This window comes from Planktothrix agardhii, from assembly GCF_904830935.1.
Taxonomy (GTDB): domain Bacteria; phylum Cyanobacteriota; class Cyanobacteriia; order Cyanobacteriales; family Microcoleaceae; genus Planktothrix; species Planktothrix agardhii.
This window is the reverse complement of the sequence record NZ_LR882952.1, coordinates 974,779-1,001,058: the sequence shown is the minus strand read 5'-3', so window position 1 is coordinate 1,001,058 and position 26,280 is coordinate 974,779. Positions and strand designations below refer to the sequence as shown.

The window sequence follows — 26,280 nt, the reverse complement described above, 5'->3', positions numbered from 1 at the left end:
CTATTCCCTATTCCCTCTTTTTAAATTACCCAAGGAAAAAAATGGTTGACCCCTATCTAAACTATGACTCAAATTCTCCTAATATTCATGAAATTGCCCAAGATTTTCGTCGTTTGGGTTATCTGGGGTTTTGGGTGCAATCTATCTTAGCAATCATTCCCATATTGCTTTTAATTTTTGTGCTGTTTTTGAGACCGGCTTCTCCTTCTAATTCGCAAAATTCGGCCTTGGTTATAGTTTTAGGATATGGCTGTTTATTTGCTTTAATTTTTACAATTTATTGGTGTTTCCGATACACTCAAATTGGCGGTAAATTAGAAGACCCGAATGAACGCCCCCCGAAAGCAGAAGTAGTTCATGCCCTATGGATTGGAATTGTGATTAATCTTATCGGTATGATCTGTGTAATTTTAGTAGGTTTCTTAATTGTGGGAACCTTATTGTATCGGATGCTAACCTTACCCCCAGGAGGGTCTAAAATTCTGACTCCAACTCCGGGGACAACGGTTTTGAATCCGGGTTCTATTGTCACTCCGTTCAATCTAATTGCAATTCAGGCTATGCTAAGTGCCATGGCTGCGGAGGTAATCGGAATTATCGTGAGTTTGTGGTTATTAACTCGCGTCGGTTCCCATCAGTCTAATTCCTAATACATACTCTGTATTTATTAACCGATTGCACCTTGTTTTTAAGCAATATAATGGAGTATAATTTATGTCACAATCCCTTATTTCTGCGATTATTTGTACTCACAATCGAGAACAATATTTGGGTTTAGCGATTGATAGTTTACTGCAACAAGATTTTAGTGATTTTGAAATTATTGTTGTTGATAATGCTTCAACGGATGGAACTCGTCAAGTAGTTGAAAGCCGTCTTCCAAATCCTAAACTGCGATATATCTATGAACCAGTTACGGGGTTATCCGTTGCTCGTAATACAGGGGCAAAAAACTCCCAAAGCCCCATTATTGCCTATTTAGATGATGATGCTATTGCTACACCTCAATGGTTAAGAGTGTTATATTCAGCTTATGAAAATCACCCGAAACTGGCGATCGCTGGGGGGAAAGTCACATTGATTTGGCCAGAGGGAATCATTCCCCCACCTTGGTTGTCTGATAATTTAGCCGGAAATTTGGGTGAATACAATTTGGGAGACCAGTGGGTTGAAATTCAAAATCCTGGTTTGACACCCAGAGGGTTAAATTATTCCATCCGTAGCAGTTTCTTAGAGAAAATTGGCGGTTTTGATGTCAATTTAGGTCGGGTGGGAAAACGGTTATTATCTAACGAAGAATTACAGATGACTGAACTCGCCCTCCAACAAGGTTGGCAAGTCGCTTATGTTCCTGAAGCGTTAGTTGCCCACCATGTTGCACCGGAACGGGTCAACAGAGCTTGGTTTATGGAGCGGGGATGGTGGCAAGGCATTAGCGAATGTTATCGGGAACAGTTAGCAGGGCGGGATGGAATGGTACAACTCGGACGAGGTGGGGAGCGCATTATCCGAGGGTTATACAAAACCCTTAAATATTTTCGTAATCCTGCCTTACGATTTGATAATTTCGTGTATGCTTATGGTCAAATCGGCTATTTGGGTGCTGCAATTTGTGGTTTAGTTCATTCTGAATCTAAACGAGAGAATTCTCAAAAATAAATCGCAATCGTGGTCAATCATTTTATCTATTGTTAAGTTTAATTATGAATTCTAATCCCTCCAAACTTCCGGTTTCTGTATTGATTCCTGCTAGAAATGAACAGTCTAATTTACCTGCCTGTTTAGCTAGTGTAGCCCGGGCTGATGAGATTTTTGTTGTTGATTCCCAAAGTAGCGATCGCAGTGTAGAAATCGCCGAAGATTATGGGGCTAAGGTGGTTCAATTTTATTTTAAAGGAGGATGGCCGAAAAAGAAAAATTGGTCATTAGAAACCTTACCCTTTAGAAATGAATGGGTGTTAATTGTAGATGGTGATGAAAGAATTACTCCTGAGTCTTGGGATGAAATTGCCGAAGTAATCAAAAACCCAGAATATACAGGATATTATATTAATCGTCGGGTCTTCTTTTTAGGAACTTGGGTGCGTCATGGGGGCAAATATCCCGACTGGAATTTACGTTTATTTAAGCATAAATTAGGCCGTTATGAAAACTTAAATACGGAAGATGTTCCCAATACTGGGGATAATGAAGTTCATGAGCACGTTGTCATGTCTTCCGGTCAAGTGGGATATCTGAAAAATGATATGCTCCATGAAGATTTTCGAGATTTATTCCACTGGATTGAACGCCATAATCGTTATTCTAATTGGGAAGCTCGGGTTTATTATAATACTTTGATGGGGACAGATGACAGCAAAACTATTGGTGCTGATCTATTTGGGGATTCGGTTCAACGCAAACGATTCTTAAAGAAAATTTGGGTGAGATTACCCTTTAAACCCCTATTAAGGTTTATTATATTTTATGTCATCCGCTTGGGATTCTTAGATGGCAAAGCCGGATATATTTATGGCCGTCTTTTAAGTCAATATGAATATCAAATCGGGGTGAAATTATTTGAATTGCGTACATTTGGCGGTCAATTAAATGTCACCCCAAAACCTGATAAACCTCCCATTTCCCATTGATTTATGTTGCAAGAAGAAACAACTTTTGTGGATTTACGCCAATATGATCAATCTAATTTTGATCGGGGAAAACCGGGTTGGTTTGTGTTGTTATGGTGGTTAGTACAAGCGATCGCATTTCCCCTCACCTTACATCCTTTTAATGGAATTCGCTGTCAAATCCTACGATTATTTGGCGGTAAAGTTGGTCAGGGGGTGATAGTCCGTCCCACAGCCCGATTTACCTATCCTTGGAAAGTCACCGTCGGGAATTATAGTTGGATTGGGGATGATGTGGTGTTTTATAGTTTAGATGAAATTACCGTGGGAGAACATTGCGTTATTTCCCAAAAAAGCTATTTATGCACCGGAGGTCATGATATTAAAGATCCTAAGTTTGAATTAAAAACAGCCCCCATTGATATTGAAAATGGGGTTTGGGTAGGTATGGATTGTTTTGTTGGGCCAGGGGTTAAAATCGGTTCAAATTCAGTGATTGGAGCGCGTAGTAGTGTATTTAAAACTATGCCCTCCGACCAAGTTTGTATCGGTTCTCCCTGTCGTCCCTGTTATCCCAGACCGATGCACTAATTTAAGGGAATAGGGAATAGGGAATTAAGAGGTCTGTTTTTCTCCTAGTTTTAGTTTTAATCCCGTTTAATTTCTGAATGTCTTTCTAAGGCAAATTGGATTAATTGATGCACCAATTCAGGGAAAGAAACCCCCGTTGCAGCCCACAGTTGAGGATACATACTCGTAGCCGTAAAACCAGGGAGAGTATTAATTTCATTAATTAAAATTTCTCCAGTTTTTTCCACATAGAAAAAGTCAACCCGTCCTAACCCGGCTGCATCGACGGCTAAAAATGCTTCAACAGCCATTTCTTTAATTTTATTAGCAATTTCATCGCTAATTTTTGCTGGGATAAATAGATCGGCTTTGCCTTCGGTATATTTGGTTTCATAATCGTAGAAATCACTATTAAAGGTAATTTCTCCAACTACAGAAGCCTTGGGTCTATCTGTTCCTAATACGGCACATTCTACTTCCCTAGCAATGACTCCCGCTTCTACAATAATCCGTCGATCATAACTGGCTGCGTTATCTAAAGCAGTTTCTAATTCTTGACGATTTCTGACTTTAGAAATGCCAACGGATGAACCTAAATTAGCAGGTTTCACAAAACACGGATAACCTAATTCCGCTTCTAATTCATCACATAATTTTGGGAAAATACAGGGGTTTGAATAAATTTGCGATCGCATCACCAGTTTATATTTAACTTGAGGTAAACCCGCTTGAGAAAATGCCATTTTCATCGCAATTTTATCCATCCCAATCGCCGAACCCAATACCCCAGACCCCACAAAGGGAACCTGCATTAAAGTTAATAACCCTTGAATAGTTCCATCCTCTCCATTGGGGCCGTGTAAAATCGGAAACCAAAGGTCAATTTCTGATAAATTAATATCTTGAGGAATGCGATCGCGACGTTGAGCTTCATCGGTAATTAATAGAGGTTTTCCTGACTCTAAAACCTGTTGAGCAATATCGCTATCTTTCCAAACCCCATTTTTTTGAATATATACGAGTATCAGTTCGTATCGAGTTGTATTTTCACCAGTTGTTAAGGCTTTGGCGATCGCTCTAGCAGAACTAATCGAAACTTCATGTTCACCAGAACACCCACCAAATAATAATCCCACCCGTAATTTAGTCATAGCCATCGGAATCAGTGATCAGTAAACAGTTATCAGTTATCAGTTTAAGAGTTAATAGTTGATTTATTAACCCATTATCGATCACGGATTCAATAGAATTACGCAAATTAACACAGATTAAAATCCGTGAAATCCGTGAAATCCTGTTAAATCCGTGATCCCTATTCCCTATGTCTAATTTTTTGAATTTTCGGTAATTTCAAACCCTGGACAATACCTTGAGGCTCTATCAAGGGTAAAAACTCCTCTACTTTTTCAGATCCAGCTATTTGTAATGCTTTTAAAAGTTGGCTTGTTTCATCCATCAACTGTTCTACATCAATCCCACTATAATCAGGATAATAATAGTCTAGCTTTGCCAATCCTTCCCCCATCAAAATAACAGATCCTTTCCAATTTTTTTGGCTTAAATGATACAACCCGACAGCGATTTGTAAAACTCCTTGATAGAATTTTTTCTCCAGTTGTGGTGCTTCCATCCACAAAGCCTCTAAAGTGTCGTGACAAGCATAGAATTGTTGTTGATTAAATTCTTCAACTCCTTGCCAAAACGCCTTGGGAATTTCCTCTTGCATGGATTTAAACTCCTAACCTAAAACTAGATATGAGTCAGAATTTACTAACTCTATCCCCCCTAAAATCAAAGACCTAACACCAAAACTAGATAAAATTATTACAAGGTGGAGCGAACTTTTTCAATTTCTTCTAGGGAAATTTTTTGTTGATCTCCAGCAAAATCATTATCAGAGGTTAGGAATAACATACAATGACATTCCTTGCGTTCTCGCATGGGAACACATGGACAATTCCAAAAGGTATTTTTAACTTCAGCCTCCTTATCTTCATAATGACGACAGGGACAAAGAGGCGCCCCCAACTCATCTTTATGTTTAGCTAAACCTTCAATTACCACAGCAGTTACCGAAGGATCGGCGCAGAAGTAAGTTCCCGTGCGTACGGCATACTGTTCGGAGAACTGCTTCATCGCCATTAAGCTCTTTTGAGTGGATAATTTATCGTTAGTTTCTGGGGTCATGGATCGGCGTGTAATTTGTATAACAATACTATTTTAATTCTACCGCAAGGGGTGTCAATTTGGAAAATAACAGGATACAGGATCAATGAAATTACAGAAAAAAAAATTAATTCATCCTGATTAATAGACTAAAAATTTGATTTTCTCAAGGAAGATTGCAGTTGAGATTTTAGAGGTTGATCTGGAATAATTTCTAATCCCAAATTAGCTAACTTTTGGCCGGGGTTATCGTTTTTTTTCTGAGGCAATGGGGCGGAAAAATTTTGCCAAAGCAACCAACGACTTGCCCTGGGCAATTTTTCTAAAGATTCGGGATTTTGAGTTAACCAAATTATCGGCAAGTTAGGCAAATTTTCTATAACTCTATCTTCCCCATACTGAACATCTGCTAAGGTATACAGAACCACTCGATTACCAGAAACCAGTCCAGTTTTTGCCGTCCATAACTGCACATTTAATTGACTGTGAGACGCATAAAAATATAAAGAAGCGGCGGCAATTACGGCTTGTTCAAAATCATCGGGTTGCCAGAAAAAACTACTATCTAAACCAATAATAACTTCTTGACCGCCATTAGAAGTTTCCAATTCCCTGACCCGTAATTCTCCATAACGCGCACTAGAACGCCAATGAATTAAACGGGTAGCATCACCATAACGATAGGGTCTTAAGGTGCGGGTAATGCCTTCGGTTGCCATTTGAAATTGACGATTTTTATAGACATTCGGGTTATAATCCTGCCCCATTTCATCAATAATCGGACAAGTAGTTAAGGGCAAAACTAACGGATAAACAATCGCCGTTGCGGGTGCTTCTCGTTCTCGACTACACCAGAATAATCCTAGGGGTGTGGCGGTTCTTAATTGCACTCCCATCCAATGATAAATTCCGCGTTTCTGGGTGGGAATATAAGTCACATAAGGACGAGATTGATGGGGGGGTAAATATTCAATAACTGTGGTAGATTTTCCTAAACTGGGGGGTAATAAATCTCGAACTTGAATCAGGGTTTTAGGCTGATTAGTATGATTTTCAATTGTTAATTCTAGGGTTAAATCATCTCCAACACTTACGGGGTGAATGGTTTCTCGTTTAATGGTTAGGGCTAATAAAGAACGTTGGGGTAAAATTGCACCGATGGCTAATAAAGCAAAACTAATTCCACTAATCACATATAACCATCCCGCCATGGTATTAGTAGCGGAGCCAAAGAAAAATATAGATAATCCGATCAGTAATCCACCACTATAATCAGGAGTTACCGCATGAGATTCTAACCAACGTTGTAATTTAAACCGATTTTTTTTCATGATCAAAAGTAATTGAGGACAAAGGAGATTAGGGTTGGGTTACAAAATTTTTACAAAGCCGACAGGGGAGATATATATTCTTTATAATTTAATTAATGCCAAACTGTGTTGAAGTCAGCCAAATAACCATGACCCATTCCGCTTCCCCCAAGCCCGCCCCCAAAATGCCTCCACTTCCTAGTGCATTGGAGCCTTCATCCGTGGCTATCAATCCAGCATCTTCGATCAAAATGATGGTTAAAGATGCTTATAGCAAAAAAGCCTCAGATATTCATATTCGGGTCGGACATACCCCTCGATTTAGGATTCAGGGTCAAATGACCAGAGCCAAGGATCAAGCTAAAGTCACTCCTGAACTATTTGAACATTATTTGGATGAGGTTCTGACTCCCCATCAACGCCAACAGTTTGCGGACACAAAGGAACTAGACACAGCCGTATTTTATCCGGGGTTGGTGCGCTGTCGGGTGAATTGTTTTGATTCCCTGACCGGAGGCGCGATGGTTTTACGTTTAATTCATCTGCAAATTCCCTCTATTGATGAATTAGGATTACCTCAAGTTCTGAAAAATATTATTGCTTCTCCCCAGGGTTTAATCTTAATTACAGGGCCAACGGGTTCGGGGAAATCTTCGACCCTAGCGGCGATGATTCGTCACTTGAATGAAACGGCTAAAAAACATATTGTCACCATTGAAGACCCGATTGAATTTGTTCATCCCTCAAAAATGTGTTTGATTAGTCAACGGGAAGTTGGGTTACATACCTTAGAATTTAATAACGCATTACGGGCGGTTTTGAGGGAAGATCCCGATGTGATTTTAATTGGGGAAATGCGCGATCGCACCACTGTTAATACCGCTTTACAAGCCTCTCAAACGGGTCACTTAGTTTTAGGAACTCTCCATACCCGCAACGCTTTAAATGCGGTTAATCGTCTGTTAAACCTGTTTAATGTAGACGAACAGCCGGCGGTACGGATTCAGATTTGTGATTCCTTAGTGGCGGTGATTGCTCAATTATTAGTTCCCACCGTGGATAATAAACGGACGGCGGTTCACGATGTTTTAGTTAATACCCCAGCCATGCGAGATTATCTGCTCAAAGGCGATGAGGAAAGCGCCCTACAGTTAATGGAATCCGATACCTATGAAGGAATGCAACTGATTAACCAAGCCCTATTTGAACAGGTAATTGCCGCCCGAGTCACCATGGAAGAAGCCGAAAAAACCTCTCCCGACGCCACGGACTTAGACCGTCGCTTCCGTATTGCTGGGATCGACGCTGGGGGTATCACCCGCCAGTTCAAAGCAGGTAAATCCCCCTTTAGTTAGAATCCTCAAATCTGAGTGTCAAATTTTCACTAATTTCGATGTTCAGTTTCTTTTTTAATTGCTTCTAGGGTTTGTTTTAAGCTATTTTCATAGATACTATAAAATAAAGATAGACTCGGAGTGGAACCCGGGTCAACCTTAACTTGATGCTCAATTAAAACTTGTTGAGCCGAAATCGGTTGAATTTTCCAAGTTCCTTGTAATGCCTTTAAGTCCCAATATTGAACATCTTTCCCCGTTACCGTTGCCCCACTAGCTATTAAGGTAGGATTGACCATTTCACCAATTGCTAGAGGGTTATTGAGCAAGGTTATACCTACACCCAAGACAGAAACAAATGTTGTCAAAACTGGATTAGGTTTTTGTGGAGTAAAATTAAAAGCCATTAGGATTTAAACTCGGTTATTGAGGACAGACGCAAAATTTTACGTTTCCACAGGTTATGTTTGTTATAACAGAAAAAACATCAATAAAACCATGGTCTTTAAAATAGAATTTATATTCGGCTATAATATCCCTGGAGGGAATGGAGTTGTGTTTCCTTGACAAACCCAAGCCGCCCAAAAATAGGGATGAGCTAAGGGTTGAAAATTAGGAGAATTTTTAATATCATCTAACATTAATGATCGGTGTTCAACTAATTCTGCTAGGATTTCTTCACCGAGGGGAAACTGTTGTAATTCTTCAATTTTAACAGAACGAATATACTCTTGAGCCCTAATTAAAGCATCATACCGACCATAACCGGATTTTAATAAATCTAAGAATTGATTCATTAATAAAATACTGGCTTTGGTGGGAACAGACCATAAACTCATGACTAATGTTTTGCAACCGGAGACGGCAAATGCTCGACGTAATCCTAATACTCCTTCTCCAATTTTAACATCTCCTAAACCACTTTCACAAGCAATTAATATTGTTAATTCATTTGCCCATAAATCTAATACGGCGACATCTTGGGCGAATAAAAATCCCTTTCCTGCTTCGGGGGGTAAATTGCCTCCTAATTTCCAAGTATTTGCCCCTGCTAAGGCTAACCCGGAACGCATGAGGGAGTTATCAATAGTAGGAGTAGAAAAGCGATCGCTATTCCTTAAACCCTGAATTTGATCCCCCCTAACTCCACTTAATAAAGGGGGAATGGAGGAATTTTTAGTTTCGGAACTGTCGATAGAGTTAAAATAACCGTGAGTAGCAATTAACAAAATATTAGGACAATTCACCCGACCGAACAAAGGTTCTAAAGCTTGTTGTTGCAAATAGGGTTTAACGCCTAATTTTTCCGCTATAGTTTCCGCTAATATTCCGGTTTCTGGAAGCGGATCAAAATATTCCCCACCCAAACGTTTAATCACATCATTCGTAGTAAGCCCTTCAGGGCTTTCATCCCCATTCGTAGTAAGCCCTTCAGGGCTTTTCTGAGGGCTTTTCTGAGGGCTGAAGCCCTCACTACGGGATAAGTTAAAGTCAGGATCAGCCATAATAAAAGGAGGAGATGCAGGGCGTTCTGTTTCAATAGTTCCCCGGAGAATATCTCGCCCCGTGCTCAAATAACTAATTTGATAATGATCAATTAATAGCCGCCCCTCCTCTGGTAAAATTCCAAAGGGAACGATACATAATTCATAATCTGGGGCAATAATTAAATGGGAATATTCGGCTAAATTCACCTGTTCTAAAATAGGATTATAAATCGCCTCTCGTAATTTTATTCCCGCTTCTTGATAAGATTTCTGTTGAGGAGGTTTTGCTTTTGGGCGTAGTCCTAAATCTTTGAATCTCAGTTCAGATATCGTTTCTCGAAATACCTTAATTAACCGTTCAATGGGTTCTGCATCTCCTAATAAAATCATCTGCACCGCATCGGGTTGTTGGGAGGGTAAAACAAACGCCAAATATTGAGCAGGTTGCCATTGATCTGCTTTAAAATCATAGACATCAAACCGCACAAATTCCACTAATGCAGAACCTTCGGGTAATGCTAACGCCACCGCCCGTCTATCGGTTTCTTGGTCTTGGAGTTGAATTTCTGGCACTTGGGAAGCGAGTTGTTTTTCGATTTGTTCACATTCCTGTTGTAATTCTGCAACTAATTGTTGATGTTCACGGCGGCGGAGACGATACTGTTCTTGGGGTTCTTGGGGTTGGATGAAAGGCGGATCAAACATCAGATGGGTTAACTGTTCTCGCAAGGATCGTAACCGTTGAAATTCCGGTTGCAGGTGGGAATACCGTTCACTATAAATGGCAAAATTAAACGCAGCTAAGGCAGTGGCGGTGATACATTTACGTTGAAGAACAACATTTAAAGCGATTTTTTCGGCTTCGGGAGAGTCGGAAAAATAAGTTGAAATTAAAGAAAGGAACGCATCAAAATTCTTTCTAATATTGTCGATATAGGTAAGGCGATCTCGTTCTGAACTATAAGCAAAACTGGCACGCAAAAGGCGATCATCCATTGTGATCGCTTGCTGCATTAATTCTAAAGCTTCTGTTAGGCGATCGCTGTTAATCAATAAGATTGCTAAATTATTCAGGCTGGATGCAACGTCAGGGTGGTCGCCTTTAAACAGTCGTTGCCACATAGCTAAGGCTTGCTGGTATAAAGGTTCAGCTTGACTTAGCTTGCCTTGGGACTTGTAGAGGGCTGCTAAATTATTCAGGCTTTGTGCAACGTCAGGGTGGTCGCCTTTAAACAGTCGTTGCCTCATACCTAAAGCTTGCTGGTATAAGGGTTCGGCTTCACTTAGCTTGCCTTGAATCTTGTAGAGATATGCTAAATTATTCAGGCTCTGTGCGACATCAGGGTGATCGCCAGGAAACAGTCGTTGCTTCATAGCTAACGCTTGCTGGCATAAGGGTTCGGCTTCACTCAGCTTGCCTTGATAGTTGTAGAGTGCTGCTAAATTACTTAGGCTGGATGCAACGTCAGGGTGGTCGCCTTCAAACAGTCGTTGTGTCATGCCTAAGGCTTGCTGGTATAAAGGTTCGGCTTGACTTAGCTTGCCTTGGGAATGGTAGAACAATGCTAAATTATTCAGGCTTTGTGCAATGTCAGGGTGATCGCCTTTAAACAGTCGTTGTGTCATGGCTAAGGCTTGCTGGGATAAAGGTTCGGCTTGATTCAGCTTGCCTTGGGAATAGTAGAGTGCTGCTAAATTATTCAGGCTTTGTGCAACGTCAGGATGGTCGCCTTCTAACAGTCGTTGCCTCATGGCTATAGCTTGCTTGTATAAAGGTTCAGCTTGACTTAGCTTGCCTTGGGACTTGTAGAGGGCTGCTAAATTATTCAGGCTTGTGGCAATATTCGGGTGATCCCCTTGATAGACAGATGGTGCTAATTCTAAGATTTGTTCTGCAATAATGACCGCTTGGTTAAACTGGCCCTGTTGATAAAGTTTAACAACTTGTGCGTTGAGTTGTGTTAATAATTCTTCTCTATTATGTTTCATCTTGCACCTAAATATTATTAAACGTTAGCAAAGGCGATTAATGGTCTAAATTAGAAATAGAATAAGCAAAAGCTGCATCAAAATCTGCTAATTCTAAATAAGGATAAGCTTTCAAAATATCTTCTGGTGTGCGTCCTGAAGCCATCAACCCGACAATGGTTCCAACGGTTACTCGTAAACCTCGAATACAAGGTTTTCCGCCCATGACTTCAGGATTAATCGTAATTCTTGTTAACGGTTTCATTGTTATTTCCTGTTAATCGTTATTATTGTACCGCTTTTAAAGGGGATGGAGGAAGATCAAACAGTCTTTAGAACATCAACGACTTGATATTCTGTATAAAACACCTGGGATTCTGAACGTTCCTCTACATAGGTTAACAATTCATAGAGATGTTGATGATCCAGTTCTAACGCTTCCTGTTGACTTTTTGCCAACCAATTTAAGGACGGCTGCTCAGGAGTAACCACTGCTAATAATTGTTCTTTTCCTTCTTCAACTGGAGCAAAAGCAGGGTTAGGTGCAGAGGATTGAGGTAATGTTATCTCTCCTTTATCCAAATACGACTGAGGAGCATATTCTGATGGACACCAACAGTACATTCCGCCAGAGGGTTCTCGTTCTAATAAAATTAAGTGTCCAGGTTGATCAAGATTAATTTTGAAAAGAAAATCACTATGAAGCGGTACAGTATCAAGATAACTTTTAGGTCGTGGTTTCAAGCTTGATAAACTTGGTAAAACTGGCCCCATTCTATTCTTAGCGGTTGTTTGTGTTTTCAGTTCATCCCAAAGTTTTTGTTTCAACCATTGTAGATAAACTGTCCCTCGTAACCAAGATTTAGCACTTAGAGATTTATCTCTACTCTTAAAATCACAGCCTTGTTCTGTCATCTTCGTGAAGATATTTTTGGTGAGATAGTCTTTTAAAACTTGTTGATAATTTTCAAGATTAGATTTAGTGTTTTTTAAATTGTCTTCTAAAACATCAGCTAGAGCATCATGTGTTAAATCATCATTGCTGCTGCGAAACCGTTCAACGAATACTAATTTACATCTATCCTTGAAACCCCATTGATCAGCGATCGCATTGAGAAACATATCCTCGTTATCGTTATATTCCTTAGAAATCATATTAAATTTGCCTTATTGATTTAATCACTATCATCAGTATATAAGCAATTTTCTGGTTTGCCTAGAGGGTTTCTACTCGGTTCTACTTGATTCTACTCAGTTCTATCAAGCTCTATATTCTTCTATTTTTTGCGATTTACAAACTCAGATTTAAAGATTAATTTAAAGAGGTAATCAATCAATAGAGGCTAAGGCAATGCAACCAAGATTTAAGTATTATAGCTGGGTCACTCGTTTAGCTGAAATGCTAACAGATGACAAACAGTGCCATTATGCACAAGCGTTAATGACTCAGTATCAAGTTGAGAAAAAACCGAGTAACTATGATTCCTCAGAACATGATCAAATGGTTATCGAAAGAGCAAGACAATTACAAGCAGAAGGTTATAAAGTGTATGTTGAGGAGGAAAATTCATTCAAATATCATGGAAAATACTTTCCGATTTGTGTCGGAGGTAGACCGGATCTTCGACCCATGAAAGGCAATCAATTGATTGTAGAAGATTGTAAATCAGGCAGACGCAAACATTCTCACAAGATGCAAGTATTACTCTATATGTTTCTCCTTCCCTTTGCACCCGAAACTAAAGCTCTCTATCAAGGTAAAATTCCGCATGGACGAATTATTTATCAGGATGGAATTGTTGATATTTATCCAGAAGAAGTTAACGCAGAATTTCAACAAAAGTTACGAAATGTGATTGCAACGCTATGTAATTCAACATTACCTCAAGCAACACCGAATAAATGGGAATGTCGTTATTGTCCAATTCCTCATTCTCACTGTCCTGCTTATTATTCCAGTGAAATTGCATAATCATTATAAGTTAAAATTACCGTGTAGGATGAAAAACACCCATCCTACGCAATAGGATTCGGTCTAAGAATGCGGTGCATATCTAAACTGGGAGGTTTAACAATGGTTTGAGTTAACATATCGTGAATTTGTCCGCGATGATGGGTTTGATGGTTAAAAAAGTGCATAATTAATATATCAATTGGATCGTCATGAATATTTTCAGCACTATTACGATAACGAATAGTTTAATCGAATTTAATTTCATCTAAATGTTGAAAAAAATCTTCAATTTTAGTATCTTCAATTTGACGATTTTGCCATAATTGATCAAAATCTTCATAGAGAATTGTATCCAAACCTGTCGAGGTCATTTGATCACATGAAAACCGATTCATCCATAAGCGATCGCCGACCATAATATGATTTAATGTGTTATGAATACTCTTAAAAAAAGCAGGTCTAATTTGTTTACGTTCTGCATCGGTCAATTCTGCACAAGCTGAATATATCCGTTGATTTGCTAACGCATTATAACGAGCTAAAAGTTGAAAATGAGCAATTAGAGGATGAGTCATAGAATTAAGGGTTTTAAAGTTAAACCGAGTAAAAATATTTTGTGTAACGGTGATCAAAATCACATTTATTTTACCATAAAATCACAAGTAAAGATTCTGTAAAATCACTTCGGTTTTGTAAAAAATCTGTAAAGATTAAACTATCGGGTTCAGATTGAATAATTATGGTTCCTAAAGTTCAGCTTTTACAATCTGCCCTGGGTGATTTATTCGCTCAAGTGAACGCCACAGGTCATTTAACCCTTGCGGATCGTTATGGACTGATGGCAGCGATTTTAGATGAATCTCTCTCAGAAGAAGAAAGACGCTGTGTAGATCGATTACTCAGAGGAGTCTCTCGCGGAAAAATTAAAATTGTGGATGAATTCTCTAATTTACGATAATTAACATTTTCCTTTTTGTCCATCGGGCATAATTGCCCCACAGAAATTAGTTCCTTGTAATTTAGCATTATTCAGGTTAGCATTTAATAAATTAGCATTATTAAATTGAGCATCTTCTAAAAACGCTTGATAAAGATCAGACCAAGACAGGTCAGCATCCTTTAAATTCGCTTTTCTTAACGTGGTACTATGGAGCTTTGTATCGCGTAAATCTGCCCCCGATAAATCTGCTTCGATTAAATTAGCTGAACTTAAATCCGCCCCTTTTAAATTAGCTCCTCTCAGGTTAGCTTTTTGCAAATTTGCTCCTAATAAATCCGCCCCTTCTAACTTTGCATCTGCTAAATTAGCCTGACTTAAATCACATTGTTGACATTGATTGGTACTAATTAATCTTTCGACATCACTTTTTCGTTCTGCTAAAACTGGAATACTCACTCCCAAACCCATTAAACCCACAATAACCAGAATTAACCATCGGGAATTCAAAACAGTAGAGTTAGGAGAGTTTTGCAGATGTTTAAATAATCTAAAATTCGGAATTTTCATAACTTTTTAGGAAAACCAATTAACAAAAGTACCATTATTTGCTATTATAAGATATTGTTCTGTCATTTCTAAAGCTATGTCTGCGCCCGTTAGCGCCCCTGTGATTACCTCCTTTCCCTTAACCGCAGTGATTGGACAAGGTGCCATTAAGCTGGCCCTCTTGCTTGCGGCGGTTGACCCTGGTTTGGGTGGTGTTGTGATTGCCGGAAGACGGGGAACGGCTAAATCCGTTATGGCGCGGGCATTACACGCTTTATTGCCCCCAATAGAAATTGTTAAAGGATCAATTGCTAACGCCGAGCCCTTTGATCAGACCCAACCTACGGAAATTGTCCCCACAGCCTTTGTCCAAATTCCGTTAGGGATCACCGAAGATCGATTAGTGGGTTCGGTGGATTTAGAGCAGTCCGTTAAACAGGGTCAAACCGTATTTCAACCCGGACTTTTAGCTACAGCGAACCGAGGGGTTTTATATGTGGATGAAATTAATTTGTTAGATGATAATATTTCTAATTTATTATTAACAGTTCTAACCGAAGGCCGGAATTTAATTGAACGGGAAGGCATTAGTTTTGAACATCCCTGTAAACCTTTATTTATCGCTACCTTTAACCCCGAAGAAGGGTCATTACGAGATCATTTATTAGATAGAATTGCGATCGCCCTATCCGCCGATGGGGTTCTCAGTTTAGATCAACGGGTGCAAGCAGTAGATCAAGTGATGGATTATGCGAAATCACCCCAGGATTTCTTAACTCAATATAACCAAGAATTAGATGATCTAAAAACCCAGATTATTTTAGCCCGGGAATGGTTAAAAGATGTGATTATTACCCCGGAACAAATCTTATATTTAGTTCAAGAAGCGCTGCGGGGCGGTGTCATGGGTCATCGGGCGGAATTATTTGCCGTGCGAGTGGCTAAAGCCTCCGCCGCCCTGGAAGGACGTACCACCGTCAACGCCGATGATTTACGTCGGGCGGTAGAATTAGTGATTGTTCCCAGGGCCAAAATTGTGCCACCTCCTGAAGAACAGCAACAGCAACCACCTCCACCCCCACCCCCTCAAGATCAGTCCCCTGAAGACCAGGAGCAGGAAGAAGACGAGGACGAGGAAGAAGAAGACCAGCCAGAAGAAGAAGAAGCCACTATCCCCGAAGAATTTATTTTTGATCCCGAAGGGGTGATTCTCGATGATAGCGTCTTGTATTTTACCCAAATGGCGAACCGTCAAGGTAAATCTGGCAGCCGCAGCGTGATTTTTTCCGATGACAGGGGGCGCTACATTAAGCCCGTTTTACCCAAAGGGAAAGTCCAAAGAATTGCCGTTGATGCGACGTTACGGGCGGCGGCACCCTATCAACAGGCCCGACGTCTACGGGAACCGGGGCGGAAAGTGATTGTCGAACAAGGGGATATTCGCGCCAAACGGTTGGCCCGCAAGTCTGGGGCGTTAGTAGTATTTGTAGTGGATGCTTCTGGTTCAATGGCCCTGAACCGGATGCAGTCGGCAAAAGGAGCGGTGTTACAACTATTAACGGAAGCCTACCAAAGTCGGGATCAGGTGTCCTTGATTCCCTTCCGAGGGGAACAGGCGGAGGTGTTGTTACCGCCCACCCGTTCGATTGCGGCGGCTAGAAAACGCCTAGAACGCTTACCCTGTGGGGGTGGGTCGCCCTTGGCACATGGGTTAACCCAGGCGGTGAGAGTCGGGGTAAATGCTAAACAGTCGGGGGATATTGGTCAAGTGGTGATTGTGGCTATTACCGACGGACGGGGAAATATTTCTTTATCTCGGTCTTTGGGAGAGCCCCAAATTGAAGGAGAGAAACCGGATATTAAGAAAGAAATATTAGAAATTGCTGCAAAAATTCGCGGTTTAAAAATGCAATTGTTAGTGATTGATACTGAGAGTAAATTTATTTCTACGGGGTTTGCTAAGGAGTTAGCAAAAACAGCCGGAGGGAAATATTATCATTTACCAAAAGCAACGGATCAAGCGATCGCCGCGATGACTCAAAATGCTTTAAGAGAGGCGATCGGTTCTTAATAGTATTAACTCGTTCCCCGTGTCTCGCGGGGAATGTTTGTTTGAGGCTCTGTTTCTATTAATATTAGTGGCAGAGCCTCAATAGCTGAACTGGCACACCTGATTGGTGAAATCATTGCTCAATCTGTTAGGATGTGATATTATTAGAATCTAGTCAATTAACAAGCCAAAATCAATGATTTAAACAAGGATAAATTTTATTAGTATCTAAAATCAAATTATCTTGATTATGCTAAAAAAAATCAAAATTAAAGGTTACAAATCAATTCAATCCTTAGAATTAGAACTCAATAAAATTAATATTTTGATTGGGGCTAATGGTGCTGGAAAATCTAACTTGATTTCATTTTTTAAGTTACTGTCGTGGATGATACAATCTCAAGGAAAATTGCAATTTTTTATCGCTCAATCTGGGGGGGCTAATTCCTTACTGTTTGATGGGGTTGCAATCACACCTCAACTGGAAGCAGAACTTAATTTTAAAACAGATTCAGGTCAAAATGATTACTATTTCAGATTGTTTCATGCAGCATCAGATACATTGATTTTTGGCGAGGAAAAGTACAGATTTTCTAGTTCTCGTTTTCGTTCAGTAGCTGATTGGATTTCTTTGGATTCTGGTCATAAAGAAGCCAAGATTATTGATCTTTTTAATCAAGGAATTAATCAAGGAAATTCAACAGCTAGAATCTTAGTTCCTTTACTCCAAAATTGTAAAGTTTATCAATTTCATAATACCTCTGACACGGCTCGAATTCGGCAAAGGTGGGGTATTGAAGATAATCGTTATCTGCGGGAAGATGGAGCCAATTTAGCCTCGGTTTTGTTGAGATTAAAGGAAACAGAACCCAAACATTATCGAATTATTGTCGATACCTTAACTCAAATTACTCCATTTTTTGATGATTTTGTTTTGGAGCCCGTTGTTGATAAAGTTATCTTACAATGGACAGAAAAAAATACGGATATTATTTTTAGTTCTCATCAAATTTCCGATGGAACATTAAGAACAATGGCATTAGTTACCCTACTGTTACAACCAATATCTGATTTACCAGATGTTTTAATCTTAGATGAACCCGAATTAGGTTTACATCCCTATGCAATTAATATTATTGCGGGATTAATTCAGAGTATTTCCCACGAAGTTCAAGTTATTTTAGCGACTCAATCAACTTTTTTAATTGATTGTTTTGCACCGGAAGATATTATTGTTGTTGACCGTAAACAACGTGCTTCTGAGTTCAATCGTCTCGATCCTGAACCTTTAGAAGATTGGTTAGAAGAATATTCTTTATCGGAACTTTGGAATAAAAATGTTTTGGGAGGAAGACCAAAGTGATGATCCGCTTACATATTATTGCTGAAGGCCCAACAGAAGAGAAATTTGTCAATACAATTTTAACAGAGCATTTAGGCTATTCTAATATTAGCACTGATGTCCATTGTATTACAACTAAACGAACACGAACCGAACTTTTTCGAGGCGGTTTACCCAGTTATCAAAAAATAAAAAAAGATATTATTCTCTGGTTAAGACAGGATAAACATCCTGAAGCTAGATTTACAACAATGTGTGATTTATATGCTTTACCTAATGATTTTCCTGGGTTTGAGGAAGCACAGAAAATATCTGATCCTTACGAAAGAGTTGAACAATTAGAAAATGCTTTATTTCAAGATATCAATGATAGTCGGTTTATTCCTTATATTCAATTACATGAATTTGAAGCTCTGATTTTATCTGAACCCATTAAACTTGAGGAACGATTTCCAAACTATCAATCAGAAGTTAAAAAATTAGTTTCCCTCTGTCAATCTTTTGAATCCCCAGAACTCATTAATGATGGAGAACAAACGGCTCCTTCTAAACGAATTATTCAAGCTATTCCTAGTTATGAAGGCGCAAAAGTGTCTGTTGCGCCTTTAATGGCTCAAAAAATTGGCTTGGAAAATATTAGGCAAAAATGTCCTCATTTTAATCAGTGGATAGAACGATTAGAAAATTTATCTCAACCCGAATAACATTGAGTTTAAACACTGTTATTGCTAGAAAATAGAAGTCGTAAAGTTCTCTGTATATCAATCTAACTGATGACTGATAAATAAGGTGTAGTTTTTAATAGCTTTGGGTTCGGAGGGAACACCTTTTTTCATTAATATGACTCCATCTCTAAAATCAATAATCCCGTATTCTTTATTAGAGGTTAATTGTTCAATCCGTTGAGTGATTTCTTTTAAGGCATCGCGATCGCCTGAAAATGCAATACCATATTTTTTTAATTGCCATAAATCCGCTAGAATATAGTCAACAGAAATTACCTCTCCCGCATCATTTCTTAACTGATATAATGGAAACCTTAATATTTCTCGGCGACTGGATAAATGTGGCACAATATAGGTTGTTGTGGCAACACTGGCATCGTCAGGAATGGCATCTATTAATGGTCTAAATTGAGCAACGTGCGACCATTGAGTGGTGACGGGAATATAAACCCAAGGATCAACCGAATCAGGAATAATAAAATAAAGGCTACGATGGGGATTGGATGTGAAACTAAAGAATAATGATAACCCAATACAAAATAACCAAAATCGACGGAATTTTACCGAGGGTAAAACCTTTACTTGCGAAATTTCTTCTCCTTGGGCATTGAATTGAAGTTCAGACTGTTCTTGTAACTGTTTTTGACGATTTGACCACCATAAAATTGTGCCATAAAACAACCCTGGAACCACCGTTAAGGCATAACGAATCGTAATTGATAAAACCGATTCTCCCTTTGCCATAAATAGTTTTAATAAAGGAAAACCCGCTATCATCCAAGACGCTGGAGCGATCGCCGGAATAAAAGCCAAGGGCAACCATTGACCCAATAAATATTTTAATGTTCCCCCAAAAGGAGTAACAATTTCCATAATTAATCTGCCGGGATTACTAATAATTCCCCAAAGAATTTCTAAGGTTGATGCTTTATCTCCATCGGCATATTGACCAAACCTTTCCATCATAAACCGTTCGGAAATATCAGCCGAAAATAAGGGCATAATCAAATTAGTTAGGGCTAAAATATAACCAAAACTAAGCATACAAACCATCACACCTTGAATTGGATGACGTTTACTCAAAATTAGGTAAACCCCAACCCCAAATAAAATAATCCCCGAATCCTCCCGCACCATTAAAATTAAAACCGCACAGATCCAAAATAGCCACCACCAGCGTTTTTCCATCGCTAGTAGCGCAGTGAACATAAATAAAGGAATTTGACAGATATCATGGAAATTGCTTAAGGTGGGGCCAATCACTGCATTAGCCGCATAAAAGCTGACACTAATTAAAGCAGCTAAGGGGGGTTCCAAATGCTGACGAGCTAGGAGATAAAGCACCAGTCCCGCGATGGTAATTAATGTTACCTGTAACACCGAGAGGGTAACGGGGGAAGGAAACAGGGCATAAAGAGGTAACCAAAGTAATAAAGCTGGGGTAAAATGCTGTCCTAAACGATGGTAACTAACGCTGGGAAACTCCCCCTGATGGACAACGTTGGTGGATAGGGCGGAAGACAGAGAACTTTGAAATAACCGCCCGTGTGCGCCATTCCAAAACACTTGATTAAAAATGCCCTGGTCATAGGAGGCATAAAAACTAAAGTAACGGTGTAGAGTTAGGCTTAAACAAATGATCAAAAATGCGATCGCAACTCCTACGACCCATCTGAATGACGAATTTTTCTGCCAGTTTTGCCCGCTTAGGAACATTTGGGATCTACCTAAATTTTTTCAACAGCTATCACCCCATACACTCAACACAGGTGAGGGAGGCCAAATCACAATCACGCAATAGTCTACCATTCTCTCTCGGCTTTCCAGTTTCCCTGATTCAAAAAAATCAAATCTAAAGAAGATGTTAAATTAAACTATAAATAAATGCAGTTGCCCATGTACTATCCTTCTTCGTTCAGAGACAGTGAAAATAGTTTACCGCACCTGCTCAAAACCCATGAAATGCAGGCTTTTCCAGAAAAACAGTCCTTGTCCCCAGAAGTCCCCTTACAACTTCTTTTATTTGTTGATCAGCGTCCTAGCTCCCAAGATCGAATTCGGCGAATTCGTGATTTCCTAGAGGAGTTAAAGACTCAGAATGAATTTGAACTTCAGATTATTGATGTCGGTGAACAGCCCTATTTGGCTGAACATTTTAAGCTGATGGCTACACCCACCCTAATCAAAATCCACCCCGAACCTCGACAGGTTCTCGCAGGAAGTGATTTAGTGGCTCAACTGGAACACTGGTGGCTCCGTTGGAAACAAACGACGGAGTTATTGGAGTTAAATGAACAAAATTCAGGTGCCCCCGCTACTCATGCAGCTAATTCGGTGGCCCATGTTGCTGAATTAATTCAACTCAGTGATCAGATATTTAACCTCCAACAAGAAAAGGAACTTTTACAACAACAATTACAGTTTAAAGATCGAATTATAGAAATTTTAGCCCATGATTTGCGGAGTCCTTTAACAGCGACTTCCCTAGCCATGGAAACGTTATCTTCAGATCAAATTACTCCCGATTTGAAAGTGCGTTTGATTCAACAAGCTCGCGCTCAAATTCATATTATTGATCGGATGATTACGGATGTTTTAGAAACATCAAATTGTCCTAATATTCGTTTACAAATTCAACCAAATCAGTTAGAATTAACGGTATTTCTACATCAAATTTTAGCGCAGTTAGACTCACAATTTCAGTCTAAATCGTTGAATCTGAAAACAGATATTCCCCATGATACCCCTTGGGTTTATGCCGATCCAGAACGGATTAGGCAAGTGATTGTTAATTTATTAGATAATGCAATTAAATATACTCCCCGAGGTGGAACCCTAGAAGTAAGTGTGTTACACCGCACCAGTCAAAAGGTACAGGTGAGTATTGCCGATAGTGGGCCAGGAATTCCCCAAGAAAACCGCGATCGCATTTTTCAAGAAGGTTTTCGCCTCGCCCGGGATCAAGGTCAAGACGGTTATGGTATTGGTTTATCGTTGTGTAAAAAAATTATTGTCGCCCACTACGGAAATATCTGGGTCGATTCTAGTTCAACCCGAGGCAGTTGTTTTCACTTTACCTTACCGGTTTATAATTAGATATCTCCAAAGCGGTATTGCTCTATTTTTTCATTTAATAATATTCACCATATCGAATATATTTTTCCTTGAGATTTTCGGAAATCCTTGACTTTTTTCAGATGTTATATTAGACTGTTCATCATTGTTTTTTTATGAAAGAATGCGATCGCCCCTGATTTTATCATCAGGCGATCGCTCTTTCTTTACTATTTCACTCCCGATTTTGAAACGGCCCTGGAGGTTAGGGGGGTGGGGTTATGAAATCAACATAATTGTTAGTAGTTTAGGAAGAATTATGGAAACATTAAAAGGACGGGATTTTTTAAGTTTGGCGGATGTGAGTATTGATGAACTCTATTTATTATTAGATTTGGCGACAAAATTAAAATCAGGAATGGTCAAATTGCGTCGCAATAAAGTATTAGGATTAATATTTTCTAAAGCTTCAACCCGAACTCGGGTTAGTTTTACCGTTGCCATGTATCAATTGGGGGGTCAAGTGATTGATTTAAACCCGAATGTTACCCAAGTAAGTCGCGGAGAACCATTAATAGATACGGCTAGGGTATTAGATCGATATTTGGATATTACCGCAATTCGTACTTTTGAACAAAAGGATTTAGAAACCTTTGCTAATTATGCGGAAATTCCAGTAATTAATGCTTTAACAGATCGGGAACATCCCTGTCAAGTTTTAGCGGATTTAATGACAGTTCAAGAATGTTTTGGAACCTTAGAAGGTTTAACTTTAAGTTATTTTGGCGATGGGGCTAATAATATGGCTCATTCCTTATTATTAGGCTGTGCCATGGTGGGAATGAACGTTAGAATTGCTACCCCTGCTAACTATTTACCCGATGCAGATATTGTTGAACAAGCCAAAGATATTGCTAAGGGAAAAACCGAGGTAATTGTTACTGAAGATCCTATTAAAGCGGCAAAAGATGCAAATGTTGTTTATACAGATGTTTGGGCAAGTATGGGACAGGAAGAAGAAGCCAGAGCTAGAATTCCTCTGTTTCAACCCTATCAAGTTAATAGTAAATTAATCGAAAAAACCGCCGATAATTCAATTGTTTTGCATTGTTTACCCGCCCACCGAGATGAGGAAATTACCGATGAAGTCATCGAGGGATCTCGTTCAAAAGTTTGGGATGAAGCGGAAAACAGAATGCACGTTCAAAAAGCATTATTAGCCGTATTATTAGGAGATGATTAACCTTTAAATTCTGAAAAAATAAGCGATCGCATTTTCTTAAAGCCCCCCTTCTCAATGGGGATTTGGGGGGATCAACCCCTAGCCCCCCTTTCGGTGAGCATTTTTGTTCACTCTTTACCCATGATGCGGACAAAAGGACTTGAACCTTCACATCTTTACGATACTAGAACCTAAATCTAGCGCGTCTACCAATTCCGCCATGTCCGCGTTTATTGTTCAATTTTTTATTGTAGCACAGATCCGCAGAATTTAACATTAATAATTTGATTTCATCCGATCAGCTACTGCTTCAATGGCTTGCAGAAGTTGGGTATTATTCCAACCCAGCACCAGATCAGCAGCGATCGCAGCCCCTCCAGCCCCTACCCCTTCCTTAACATAACCCTGTTCATAGGCCCGCAGTTGCGGATAAACCGAGGTAGAAAAATTCAGTTGCGTGGCTAATAGGGGGACATTTCCCAGCATTTCCGCCAATCCCACCGTATCACCCGTGGTATCTTCAGCCACCCAACGGGTCGTTCCCACCACCACCCCATCAGCACGCCAAGGAATATCATATTGAGTCACGATCGCCTCTACCAAACCATAAACCGCTAACATCTGAGTTCCACCCGCTAACAGCACCCCGACGGTACGACTAGCGGCCAAAGTCATCCCCGCCACCACAATTTGCATCGGATCACCCACCGCGGCTACCAACTCGAACGGATCAATCCCTATCCCTGATAACGGCCAAAACCCGGCTTGCTGTAATCCCGTGGTGGCGATCGCTAATTTTTGGCCATGATTGCAACGGGGATGACTACTATTGACCTTATCTATGGCAGAAATTCCCAAACCCAGCAACACCGCTAAGGCCGTAGTCGTTCCCCCCACCACGCATTCCGATAAAATTAGATAACTATTTTGGGCATCCCGCGCCATCCGTTCACCCCAAATTAACCCCTGCTCAAACAGATGCTTGACAGTCCCTAAAGTCATGGCCGCACCGGATGTTATACATCGGGCTGCACCCCCCCCCAAATCAATCGTAGGAACCGAAGGAGCAACGGATAATCCGGCATTAAACAGATACAAAGGACATTTTAAGGATTCCACCACAGCCCGGGAAATTAACACCGGAGAAGCTCCCGCATCCAGTGGCGGTAAGGGATACTGGGGAAGGGGTTGGGGCCCATTATGAAGAAACTCAGCATCCGCAACGGCCGTATATTGTCGGGAGTCGCTGGTAGCTCCAGCGGCGGAAATCCCTGGAATTAAGGCCGTTGCTGTAAATCCCAACACACAAGCAAACACAGGTTTAGTCCCTTGATAGTGATGTAACCACCGATTCCCCTCAGCAAACTGGGTATAAACCTTAACAGCCATTTAACCTTCGTAATCTAATAAAACTTGTACCCATTTGGGCGGGCGAGGAATGGGACTATTGAGACGATCTAATAATAATAAAGAGACTAGATGAACCACAAATAAATAGACAATACTATTAATTAAAATCATCAGAACAGCAAGCACCTGCACAAAAACTAAACTGGGTTGAGCCAAAATCCCCAACTTAATAAAAATCCAGTCCGCCACCGCAGTCATTTGGATCGTGGCGTAGGCCCACAAATTCCGCCCTAGCAGGATGGAAAGTAACCAATATTTAAAGAAAAAACCAATAGCAACAATCAAAGAACCCGTCCCAATGGACATCCACCAAGGAGATTTGCGTTTCCACATTCCCCCTAAAACTACTCCTAACCAACCATAAGGAATTAAAAACACAATACTGCGAGTTGGCCCCATTAACACCGATAACAATAAAAATGAAGCTACCGCCCCCATAACCGCAGCCCGTTTTCCCCATCGTAAATATAATAAAGCCATCGGTAAGGCGAAAAACAGCCGCAGCACTGGCCCCATGGGAAAATAATAATTAACAAACCATATTAAACTTCCGGCACTGGCTAAAAAAGCCGTTTCTACTAGAATCAGGGAGTTTCTATGGGCATGGGATAGTTTCGCCAGATGACCCGAAGCTTCAGAACGGGGGATATCTGCATCAACAGATACCCATTCCTGAGTTTCAGATTCACAGGGGTTAACAGAGGAACTTGATGGAGAAGAATCACTCATTTAATAGGGAATGGGCAATGGGCAATGGGCAATAGTACCATTCAGACTAATATCCGTTCTAGGGCATGGACATCGGGAATACTCAAAATATCCCGTTCCCGATGAATTAATCCTTTTTTCTCTAACTTACTCAGAACCCGAGTTACGGTTTCCCGAGCCAGACCACTCAAACCACTTAACTCCCGATGGGGAAGATTAGGAATTTGTGTTCCGCCTTGATCTGAAGTTGTACCTTGGCCCTCTGCCAGAAATAGGAGAATATCGGCAACCCGGGATGTACTATCAGATTCGCGCAATCTCAGACGTCGATTCACCTGGCGTAAACGCCGTCCCATCAATTGAGCTAGTCGCATTCCCGCCTTGGGTTCGGTGGTAATCAACTCCACAAAATCCTGAGCCGGCATATTCCCAATTAAGGTTGGCGCTAATGTAATAACATCGGTGGAGCGGGGGACTTCATCGAGTGCTGCCATTTCTCCAAATAGTTCACCCTTACCCAAAATATTCAGCGTTACTTCTTTACCATCCAAATTATAGGTACGAATTTTAACCCAACCGTCCAGAATAAAATAAACGGAACTTCCCCAGTCATTTTCTAATAAAATCACTTGGTTGGCTGGATGGTTTCGACCCACAATATGAGAGGTTGCTTTATCCGCCGCATCCGGTGGCAAGCCTTGAAAGAAAGGCGTTGAGCAGATCATCTTGTGAATATCAGAGTGATTGTCACGGGAGAAATACCGATCTTCCATGAGGCTGTGATAAAATTATGAGTTAGTAATTACTAGGCAATTTCATATTTTAGAGCTATCAGGACATAAAAAAGTTAAAATGGTTTAGTTTCTAACCCTATTGCCTTCGGTG

The 26,280-nt window shown here is 40.2% G+C and carries 25 protein-coding genes, 1 tRNA gene and 1 pseudogene; 12 read left to right on the top strand and 15 right to left on the bottom strand.

The genetic code is table 11. From position 1 onward, the window contains the following. Window positions 1-41: 41 nt before the first annotated feature. From NMG88_RS04665 to hpsU, 4 genes are all read left to right on the top strand, one after another. Entirely contained in the window at window positions 42-650 is a 609-nt protein-coding gene (locus NMG88_RS04665) for a DUF3611 family protein (RefSeq protein ID WP_026786543.1), read from the top strand. Window positions 651-714: 64 nt separating this feature from the next. Continuing rightward, on the top strand, window positions 715-1,659 hold the full coding sequence (locus NMG88_RS04660; protein WP_254035149.1) for a glycosyltransferase family 2 protein: 945 nt from the start codon (window positions 715-717) through the stop codon (window positions 1,657-1,659). A 44-nt stretch (window positions 1,660-1,703) separates the two neighbouring features. Beyond that, window positions 1,704-2,630: a glycosyltransferase family 2 protein gene (locus NMG88_RS04655; protein ID WP_026797840.1), complete on the top strand. Its 927-nt coding sequence runs from the start codon at window positions 1,704-1,706 to the stop codon at window positions 2,628-2,630. 3 nt (window positions 2,631-2,633) lie between these two features. After that, window positions 2,634-3,200 carry a hormogonium polysaccharide biosynthesis acetyltransferase HpsU gene (hpsU, locus tag NMG88_RS04650; RefSeq protein ID WP_026786546.1) on the top strand — a complete coding sequence of 189 codons (567 nt, stop codon included), beginning with the start codon at window positions 2,634-2,636 and terminating at the stop codon, window positions 3,198-3,200. Window positions 3,201-3,256: 56 nt separating this feature from the next. Here the strand turns inward: hpsU and NMG88_RS04645 are convergent, their stop codons facing one another. The 4 genes from NMG88_RS04645 to NMG88_RS04630 all read right to left on the bottom strand — a co-directional run bounded on the left by NMG88_RS04645 (window position 3,257) and on the right by NMG88_RS04630 (window position 6,676). After that, window positions 3,257-4,330: a D-alanine--D-alanine ligase family protein gene (locus NMG88_RS04645; protein WP_026797839.1), complete on the bottom strand. Its 1,074-nt coding sequence runs from the start codon at window positions 4,328-4,330 to the stop codon at window positions 3,257-3,259. Between the two features lie 161 nt (window positions 4,331-4,491). Continuing rightward, on the bottom strand, window positions 4,492-4,905 hold the full coding sequence (locus tag NMG88_RS04640) for a DUF309 domain-containing protein (protein ID WP_026786548.1): 414 nt from the start codon (window positions 4,903-4,905) through the stop codon (window positions 4,492-4,494). A 98-nt stretch (window positions 4,906-5,003) separates the two neighbouring features. After that, window positions 5,004-5,366, bottom strand: a complete 363-nt coding sequence (locus tag NMG88_RS04635) for a ferredoxin-thioredoxin reductase catalytic domain-containing protein (protein ID WP_026786549.1) — start codon at window positions 5,364-5,366, stop codon at window positions 5,004-5,006. Between the two features lie 128 nt (window positions 5,367-5,494). Continuing rightward, the gene (locus NMG88_RS04630) at window positions 5,495-6,676 is read right to left on the bottom strand and encodes a DUF58 domain-containing protein (RefSeq protein WP_042152223.1); all 1,182 of its coding nucleotides are present in this window, start codon (window positions 6,674-6,676) and stop codon (window positions 5,495-5,497) included. Window positions 6,677-6,771: 95 nt separating this feature from the next. Between NMG88_RS04630 and NMG88_RS04625 the strand changes: the two genes are divergently transcribed. Continuing rightward, window positions 6,772-8,010, top strand: coding sequence for a type IV pilus twitching motility protein PilT (locus NMG88_RS04625; protein WP_042152221.1), 1,239 nt, complete (start codon window positions 6,772-6,774; stop codon window positions 8,008-8,010). 29 nt (window positions 8,011-8,039) lie between these two features. Here the strand turns inward: NMG88_RS04625 and NMG88_RS04620 are convergent, their stop codons facing one another. The 4 genes from NMG88_RS04620 to NMG88_RS04605 form a co-directional block, all read right to left on the bottom strand. Then, a complete protein-coding gene (locus NMG88_RS04620) occupies window positions 8,040-8,396 on the bottom strand; it encodes an SRPBCC family protein (protein WP_227381892.1) in 357 nt (118 codons plus the stop codon). Window positions 8,397-8,516: 120 nt separating this feature from the next. Further along, window positions 8,517-11,465 (bottom strand): CHAT domain-containing protein, encoded by a 2,949-nt coding sequence (locus NMG88_RS04615; RefSeq protein WP_254035148.1) that lies wholly within the window; start codon window positions 11,463-11,465, stop codon window positions 8,517-8,519. A gap of 37 nt (window positions 11,466-11,502) precedes the next feature. After that, window positions 11,503-11,709, bottom strand: coding sequence for a DUF433 domain-containing protein (locus tag NMG88_RS04610; RefSeq protein WP_254035147.1), 207 nt, complete (start codon window positions 11,707-11,709; stop codon window positions 11,503-11,505). Window positions 11,710-11,765: 56 nt separating this feature from the next. Further along, window positions 11,766-12,599 carry a DUF4384 domain-containing protein gene (locus tag NMG88_RS04605; RefSeq protein WP_235751081.1) on the bottom strand — a complete coding sequence of 278 codons (834 nt, stop codon included), beginning with the start codon at window positions 12,597-12,599 and terminating at the stop codon, window positions 11,766-11,768. A gap of 196 nt (window positions 12,600-12,795) precedes the next feature. Between NMG88_RS04605 and NMG88_RS04600 the strand changes: the two genes are divergently transcribed. After that, window positions 12,796-13,416, top strand: a complete 621-nt coding sequence (locus NMG88_RS04600; protein WP_235751080.1) for a PD-(D/E)XK nuclease family protein — start codon at window positions 12,796-12,798, stop codon at window positions 13,414-13,416. Window positions 13,417-13,460: 44 nt separating this feature from the next. Here NMG88_RS04600 and NMG88_RS04595 read toward each other — a convergent pair. Further along, a pseudogene (locus tag NMG88_RS04595) lies at window positions 13,461-13,973 on the bottom strand (DinB family protein). A gap of 164 nt (window positions 13,974-14,137) precedes the next feature. Between NMG88_RS04595 and NMG88_RS04590 the strand changes: the two are divergent. Beyond that, window positions 14,138-14,356: a hypothetical protein gene (locus tag NMG88_RS04590; protein ID WP_026786557.1), complete on the top strand. Its 219-nt coding sequence runs from the start codon at window positions 14,138-14,140 to the stop codon at window positions 14,354-14,356. Here NMG88_RS04590 and NMG88_RS04585 read toward each other — a convergent pair whose 3' ends face one another. Beyond that, a complete protein-coding gene (locus NMG88_RS04585) occupies window positions 14,357-14,905 on the bottom strand; it encodes a pentapeptide repeat-containing protein (protein WP_081846325.1) in 549 nt (182 codons plus the stop codon). Between the two features lie 76 nt (window positions 14,906-14,981). On the opposite strand from NMG88_RS04585, the gene bchD reads away from it, so the two are divergent. From bchD to NMG88_RS04570, 3 genes are all read left to right on the top strand, one after another. Next, entirely contained in the window at window positions 14,982-16,955 is a 1,974-nt protein-coding gene (bchD, locus tag NMG88_RS04580; RefSeq protein WP_042152210.1) for a magnesium chelatase ATPase subunit D, read from the top strand. Between the two features lie 229 nt (window positions 16,956-17,184). Next, complete coding sequence (locus tag NMG88_RS04575) at window positions 17,185-18,297, top strand: AAA family ATPase (RefSeq protein WP_227350153.1); 1,113 nt, start codon at window positions 17,185-17,187, stop codon at window positions 18,295-18,297. Further along, complete coding sequence (locus tag NMG88_RS04570) at window positions 18,297-18,980, top strand: DUF4276 family protein (protein WP_254035146.1); 684 nt, start codon at window positions 18,297-18,299, stop codon at window positions 18,978-18,980. Before NMG88_RS04575 ends, NMG88_RS04570 begins: the two co-directional genes overlap by 1 nt. Window positions 18,981-19,037: 57 nt before the next feature. Here the strand turns inward: NMG88_RS04570 and NMG88_RS04565 are convergent, their stop codons facing one another. Continuing rightward, window positions 19,038-20,717: a DUF2079 domain-containing protein gene (locus tag NMG88_RS04565; protein ID WP_254033453.1), complete on the bottom strand. Its 1,680-nt coding sequence runs from the start codon at window positions 20,715-20,717 to the stop codon at window positions 19,038-19,040. Between the two features lie 246 nt (window positions 20,718-20,963). Between NMG88_RS04565 and NMG88_RS04560 the strand changes: the two genes are divergently transcribed. Both NMG88_RS04560 and argF read left to right on the top strand, forming a co-directional pair. Further along, complete coding sequence (locus NMG88_RS04560; protein ID WP_254035805.1) at window positions 20,964-22,097, top strand: histidine kinase; 1,134 nt, start codon at window positions 20,964-20,966, stop codon at window positions 22,095-22,097. Between the two features lie 277 nt (window positions 22,098-22,374). Next, a complete protein-coding gene (gene argF / locus NMG88_RS04555) occupies window positions 22,375-23,298 on the top strand; it encodes an ornithine carbamoyltransferase (protein ID WP_235752121.1) in 924 nt (307 codons plus the stop codon). Window positions 23,299-23,422: 124 nt separating this feature from the next. Here argF and NMG88_RS04550 read toward each other — a convergent pair. From NMG88_RS04550 to NMG88_RS04535, 4 genes are all read right to left on the bottom strand, one after another. After that, a tRNA-Leu gene (locus tag NMG88_RS04550) sits at window positions 23,423-23,505 on the bottom strand. 48 nt (window positions 23,506-23,553) lie between these two features. Then, on the bottom strand, window positions 23,554-24,666 hold the full coding sequence (gene cobT / locus NMG88_RS04545; RefSeq protein ID WP_042152200.1) for a nicotinate mononucleotide-dependent phosphoribosyltransferase CobT: 1,113 nt from the start codon (window positions 24,664-24,666) through the stop codon (window positions 23,554-23,556). Next, window positions 24,667-25,416 carry a DUF2232 domain-containing protein gene (locus NMG88_RS04540; protein ID WP_026797827.1) on the bottom strand — a complete coding sequence of 250 codons (750 nt, stop codon included), beginning with the start codon at window positions 25,414-25,416 and terminating at the stop codon, window positions 24,667-24,669. A 41-nt stretch (window positions 25,417-25,457) separates the two neighbouring features. Next, window positions 25,458-26,168 (bottom strand): Crp/Fnr family transcriptional regulator, encoded by a 711-nt coding sequence (locus NMG88_RS04535; RefSeq protein ID WP_026786569.1) that lies wholly within the window; start codon window positions 26,166-26,168, stop codon window positions 25,458-25,460. Window positions 26,169-26,280: the final 112 nt, after the last annotated feature.

Bases quoted from the DNA above. Each gene is read 5' to 3' on its own strand.
- bchD (WP_042152210.1), top strand. From the start codon at position 14,982: ATGTCTGCGCCCGTTAGCGCCCCTGTGATTACCTCCTTTCCCTTAACC.
- NMG88_RS04625 (WP_042152221.1), top strand. From the start codon at position 6,772: ATGCCAAACTGTGTTGAAGTCAGCCAAATAACCATGACCCATTCCGCT.
- hpsU (WP_026786546.1), top strand. From the start codon at position 2,634: ATGTTGCAAGAAGAAACAACTTTTGTGGATTTACGCCAATATGATCAA.
- NMG88_RS04585 (WP_081846325.1), bottom strand. From the start codon at position 14,905: ATGAAAATTCCGAATTTTAGATTATTTAAACATCTGCAAAACTCTCCT.
- NMG88_RS04620 (WP_227381892.1), bottom strand. From the start codon at position 8,396: ATGGCTTTTAATTTTACTCCACAAAAACCTAATCCAGTTTTGACAACA.
- NMG88_RS04540 (WP_026797827.1), bottom strand. From the start codon at position 25,416: ATGAGTGATTCTTCTCCATCAAGTTCCTCTGTTAACCCCTGTGAATCT.
- NMG88_RS04600 (WP_235751080.1), top strand. From the start codon at position 12,796: ATGCAACCAAGATTTAAGTATTATAGCTGGGTCACTCGTTTAGCTGAA.
- argF (WP_235752121.1), top strand. From the start codon at position 22,375: ATGGAAACATTAAAAGGACGGGATTTTTTAAGTTTGGCGGATGTGAGT.
- NMG88_RS04535 (WP_026786569.1), bottom strand. From the start codon at position 26,168: ATGGAAGATCGGTATTTCTCCCGTGACAATCACTCTGATATTCACAAG.
- NMG88_RS04605 (WP_235751081.1), bottom strand. From the start codon at position 12,599: ATGATTTCTAAGGAATATAACGATAACGAGGATATGTTTCTCAATGCG.
- NMG88_RS04575 (WP_227350153.1), top strand. From the start codon at position 17,185: ATGCTAAAAAAAATCAAAATTAAAGGTTACAAATCAATTCAATCCTTA.
- NMG88_RS04615 (WP_254035148.1), bottom strand. From the start codon at position 11,465: ATGAAACATAATAGAGAAGAATTATTAACACAACTCAACGCACAAGTT.
- NMG88_RS04665 (WP_026786543.1), top strand. From the start codon at position 42: ATGGTTGACCCCTATCTAAACTATGACTCAAATTCTCCTAATATTCAT.
- NMG88_RS04635 (WP_026786549.1), bottom strand. From the start codon at position 5,366: ATGACCCCAGAAACTAACGATAAATTATCCACTCAAAAGAGCTTAATG.
- NMG88_RS04660 (WP_254035149.1), top strand. From the start codon at position 715: ATGTCACAATCCCTTATTTCTGCGATTATTTGTACTCACAATCGAGAA.
- NMG88_RS04630 (WP_042152223.1), bottom strand. From the start codon at position 6,676: ATGAAAAAAAATCGGTTTAAATTACAACGTTGGTTAGAATCTCATGCG.
- NMG88_RS04565 (WP_254033453.1), bottom strand. From the start codon at position 20,717: ATGTTCCTAAGCGGGCAAAACTGGCAGAAAAATTCGTCATTCAGATGG.
- cobT (WP_042152200.1), bottom strand. From the start codon at position 24,666: ATGGCTGTTAAGGTTTATACCCAGTTTGCTGAGGGGAATCGGTGGTTA.
- NMG88_RS04570 (WP_254035146.1), top strand. From the start codon at position 18,297: ATGATCCGCTTACATATTATTGCTGAAGGCCCAACAGAAGAGAAATTT.
- NMG88_RS04590 (WP_026786557.1), top strand. From the start codon at position 14,138: ATGGTTCCTAAAGTTCAGCTTTTACAATCTGCCCTGGGTGATTTATTC.
- NMG88_RS04655 (WP_026797840.1), top strand. From the start codon at position 1,704: ATGAATTCTAATCCCTCCAAACTTCCGGTTTCTGTATTGATTCCTGCT.
- NMG88_RS04640 (WP_026786548.1), bottom strand. From the start codon at position 4,905: ATGCAAGAGGAAATTCCCAAGGCGTTTTGGCAAGGAGTTGAAGAATTT.
- NMG88_RS04610 (WP_254035147.1), bottom strand. From the start codon at position 11,709: ATGAAACCGTTAACAAGAATTACGATTAATCCTGAAGTCATGGGCGGA.
- NMG88_RS04645 (WP_026797839.1), bottom strand. From the start codon at position 4,330: ATGACTAAATTACGGGTGGGATTATTATTTGGTGGGTGTTCTGGTGAA.
- NMG88_RS04560 (WP_254035805.1), top strand. From the start codon at position 20,964: ATGCAGGCTTTTCCAGAAAAACAGTCCTTGTCCCCAGAAGTCCCCTTA.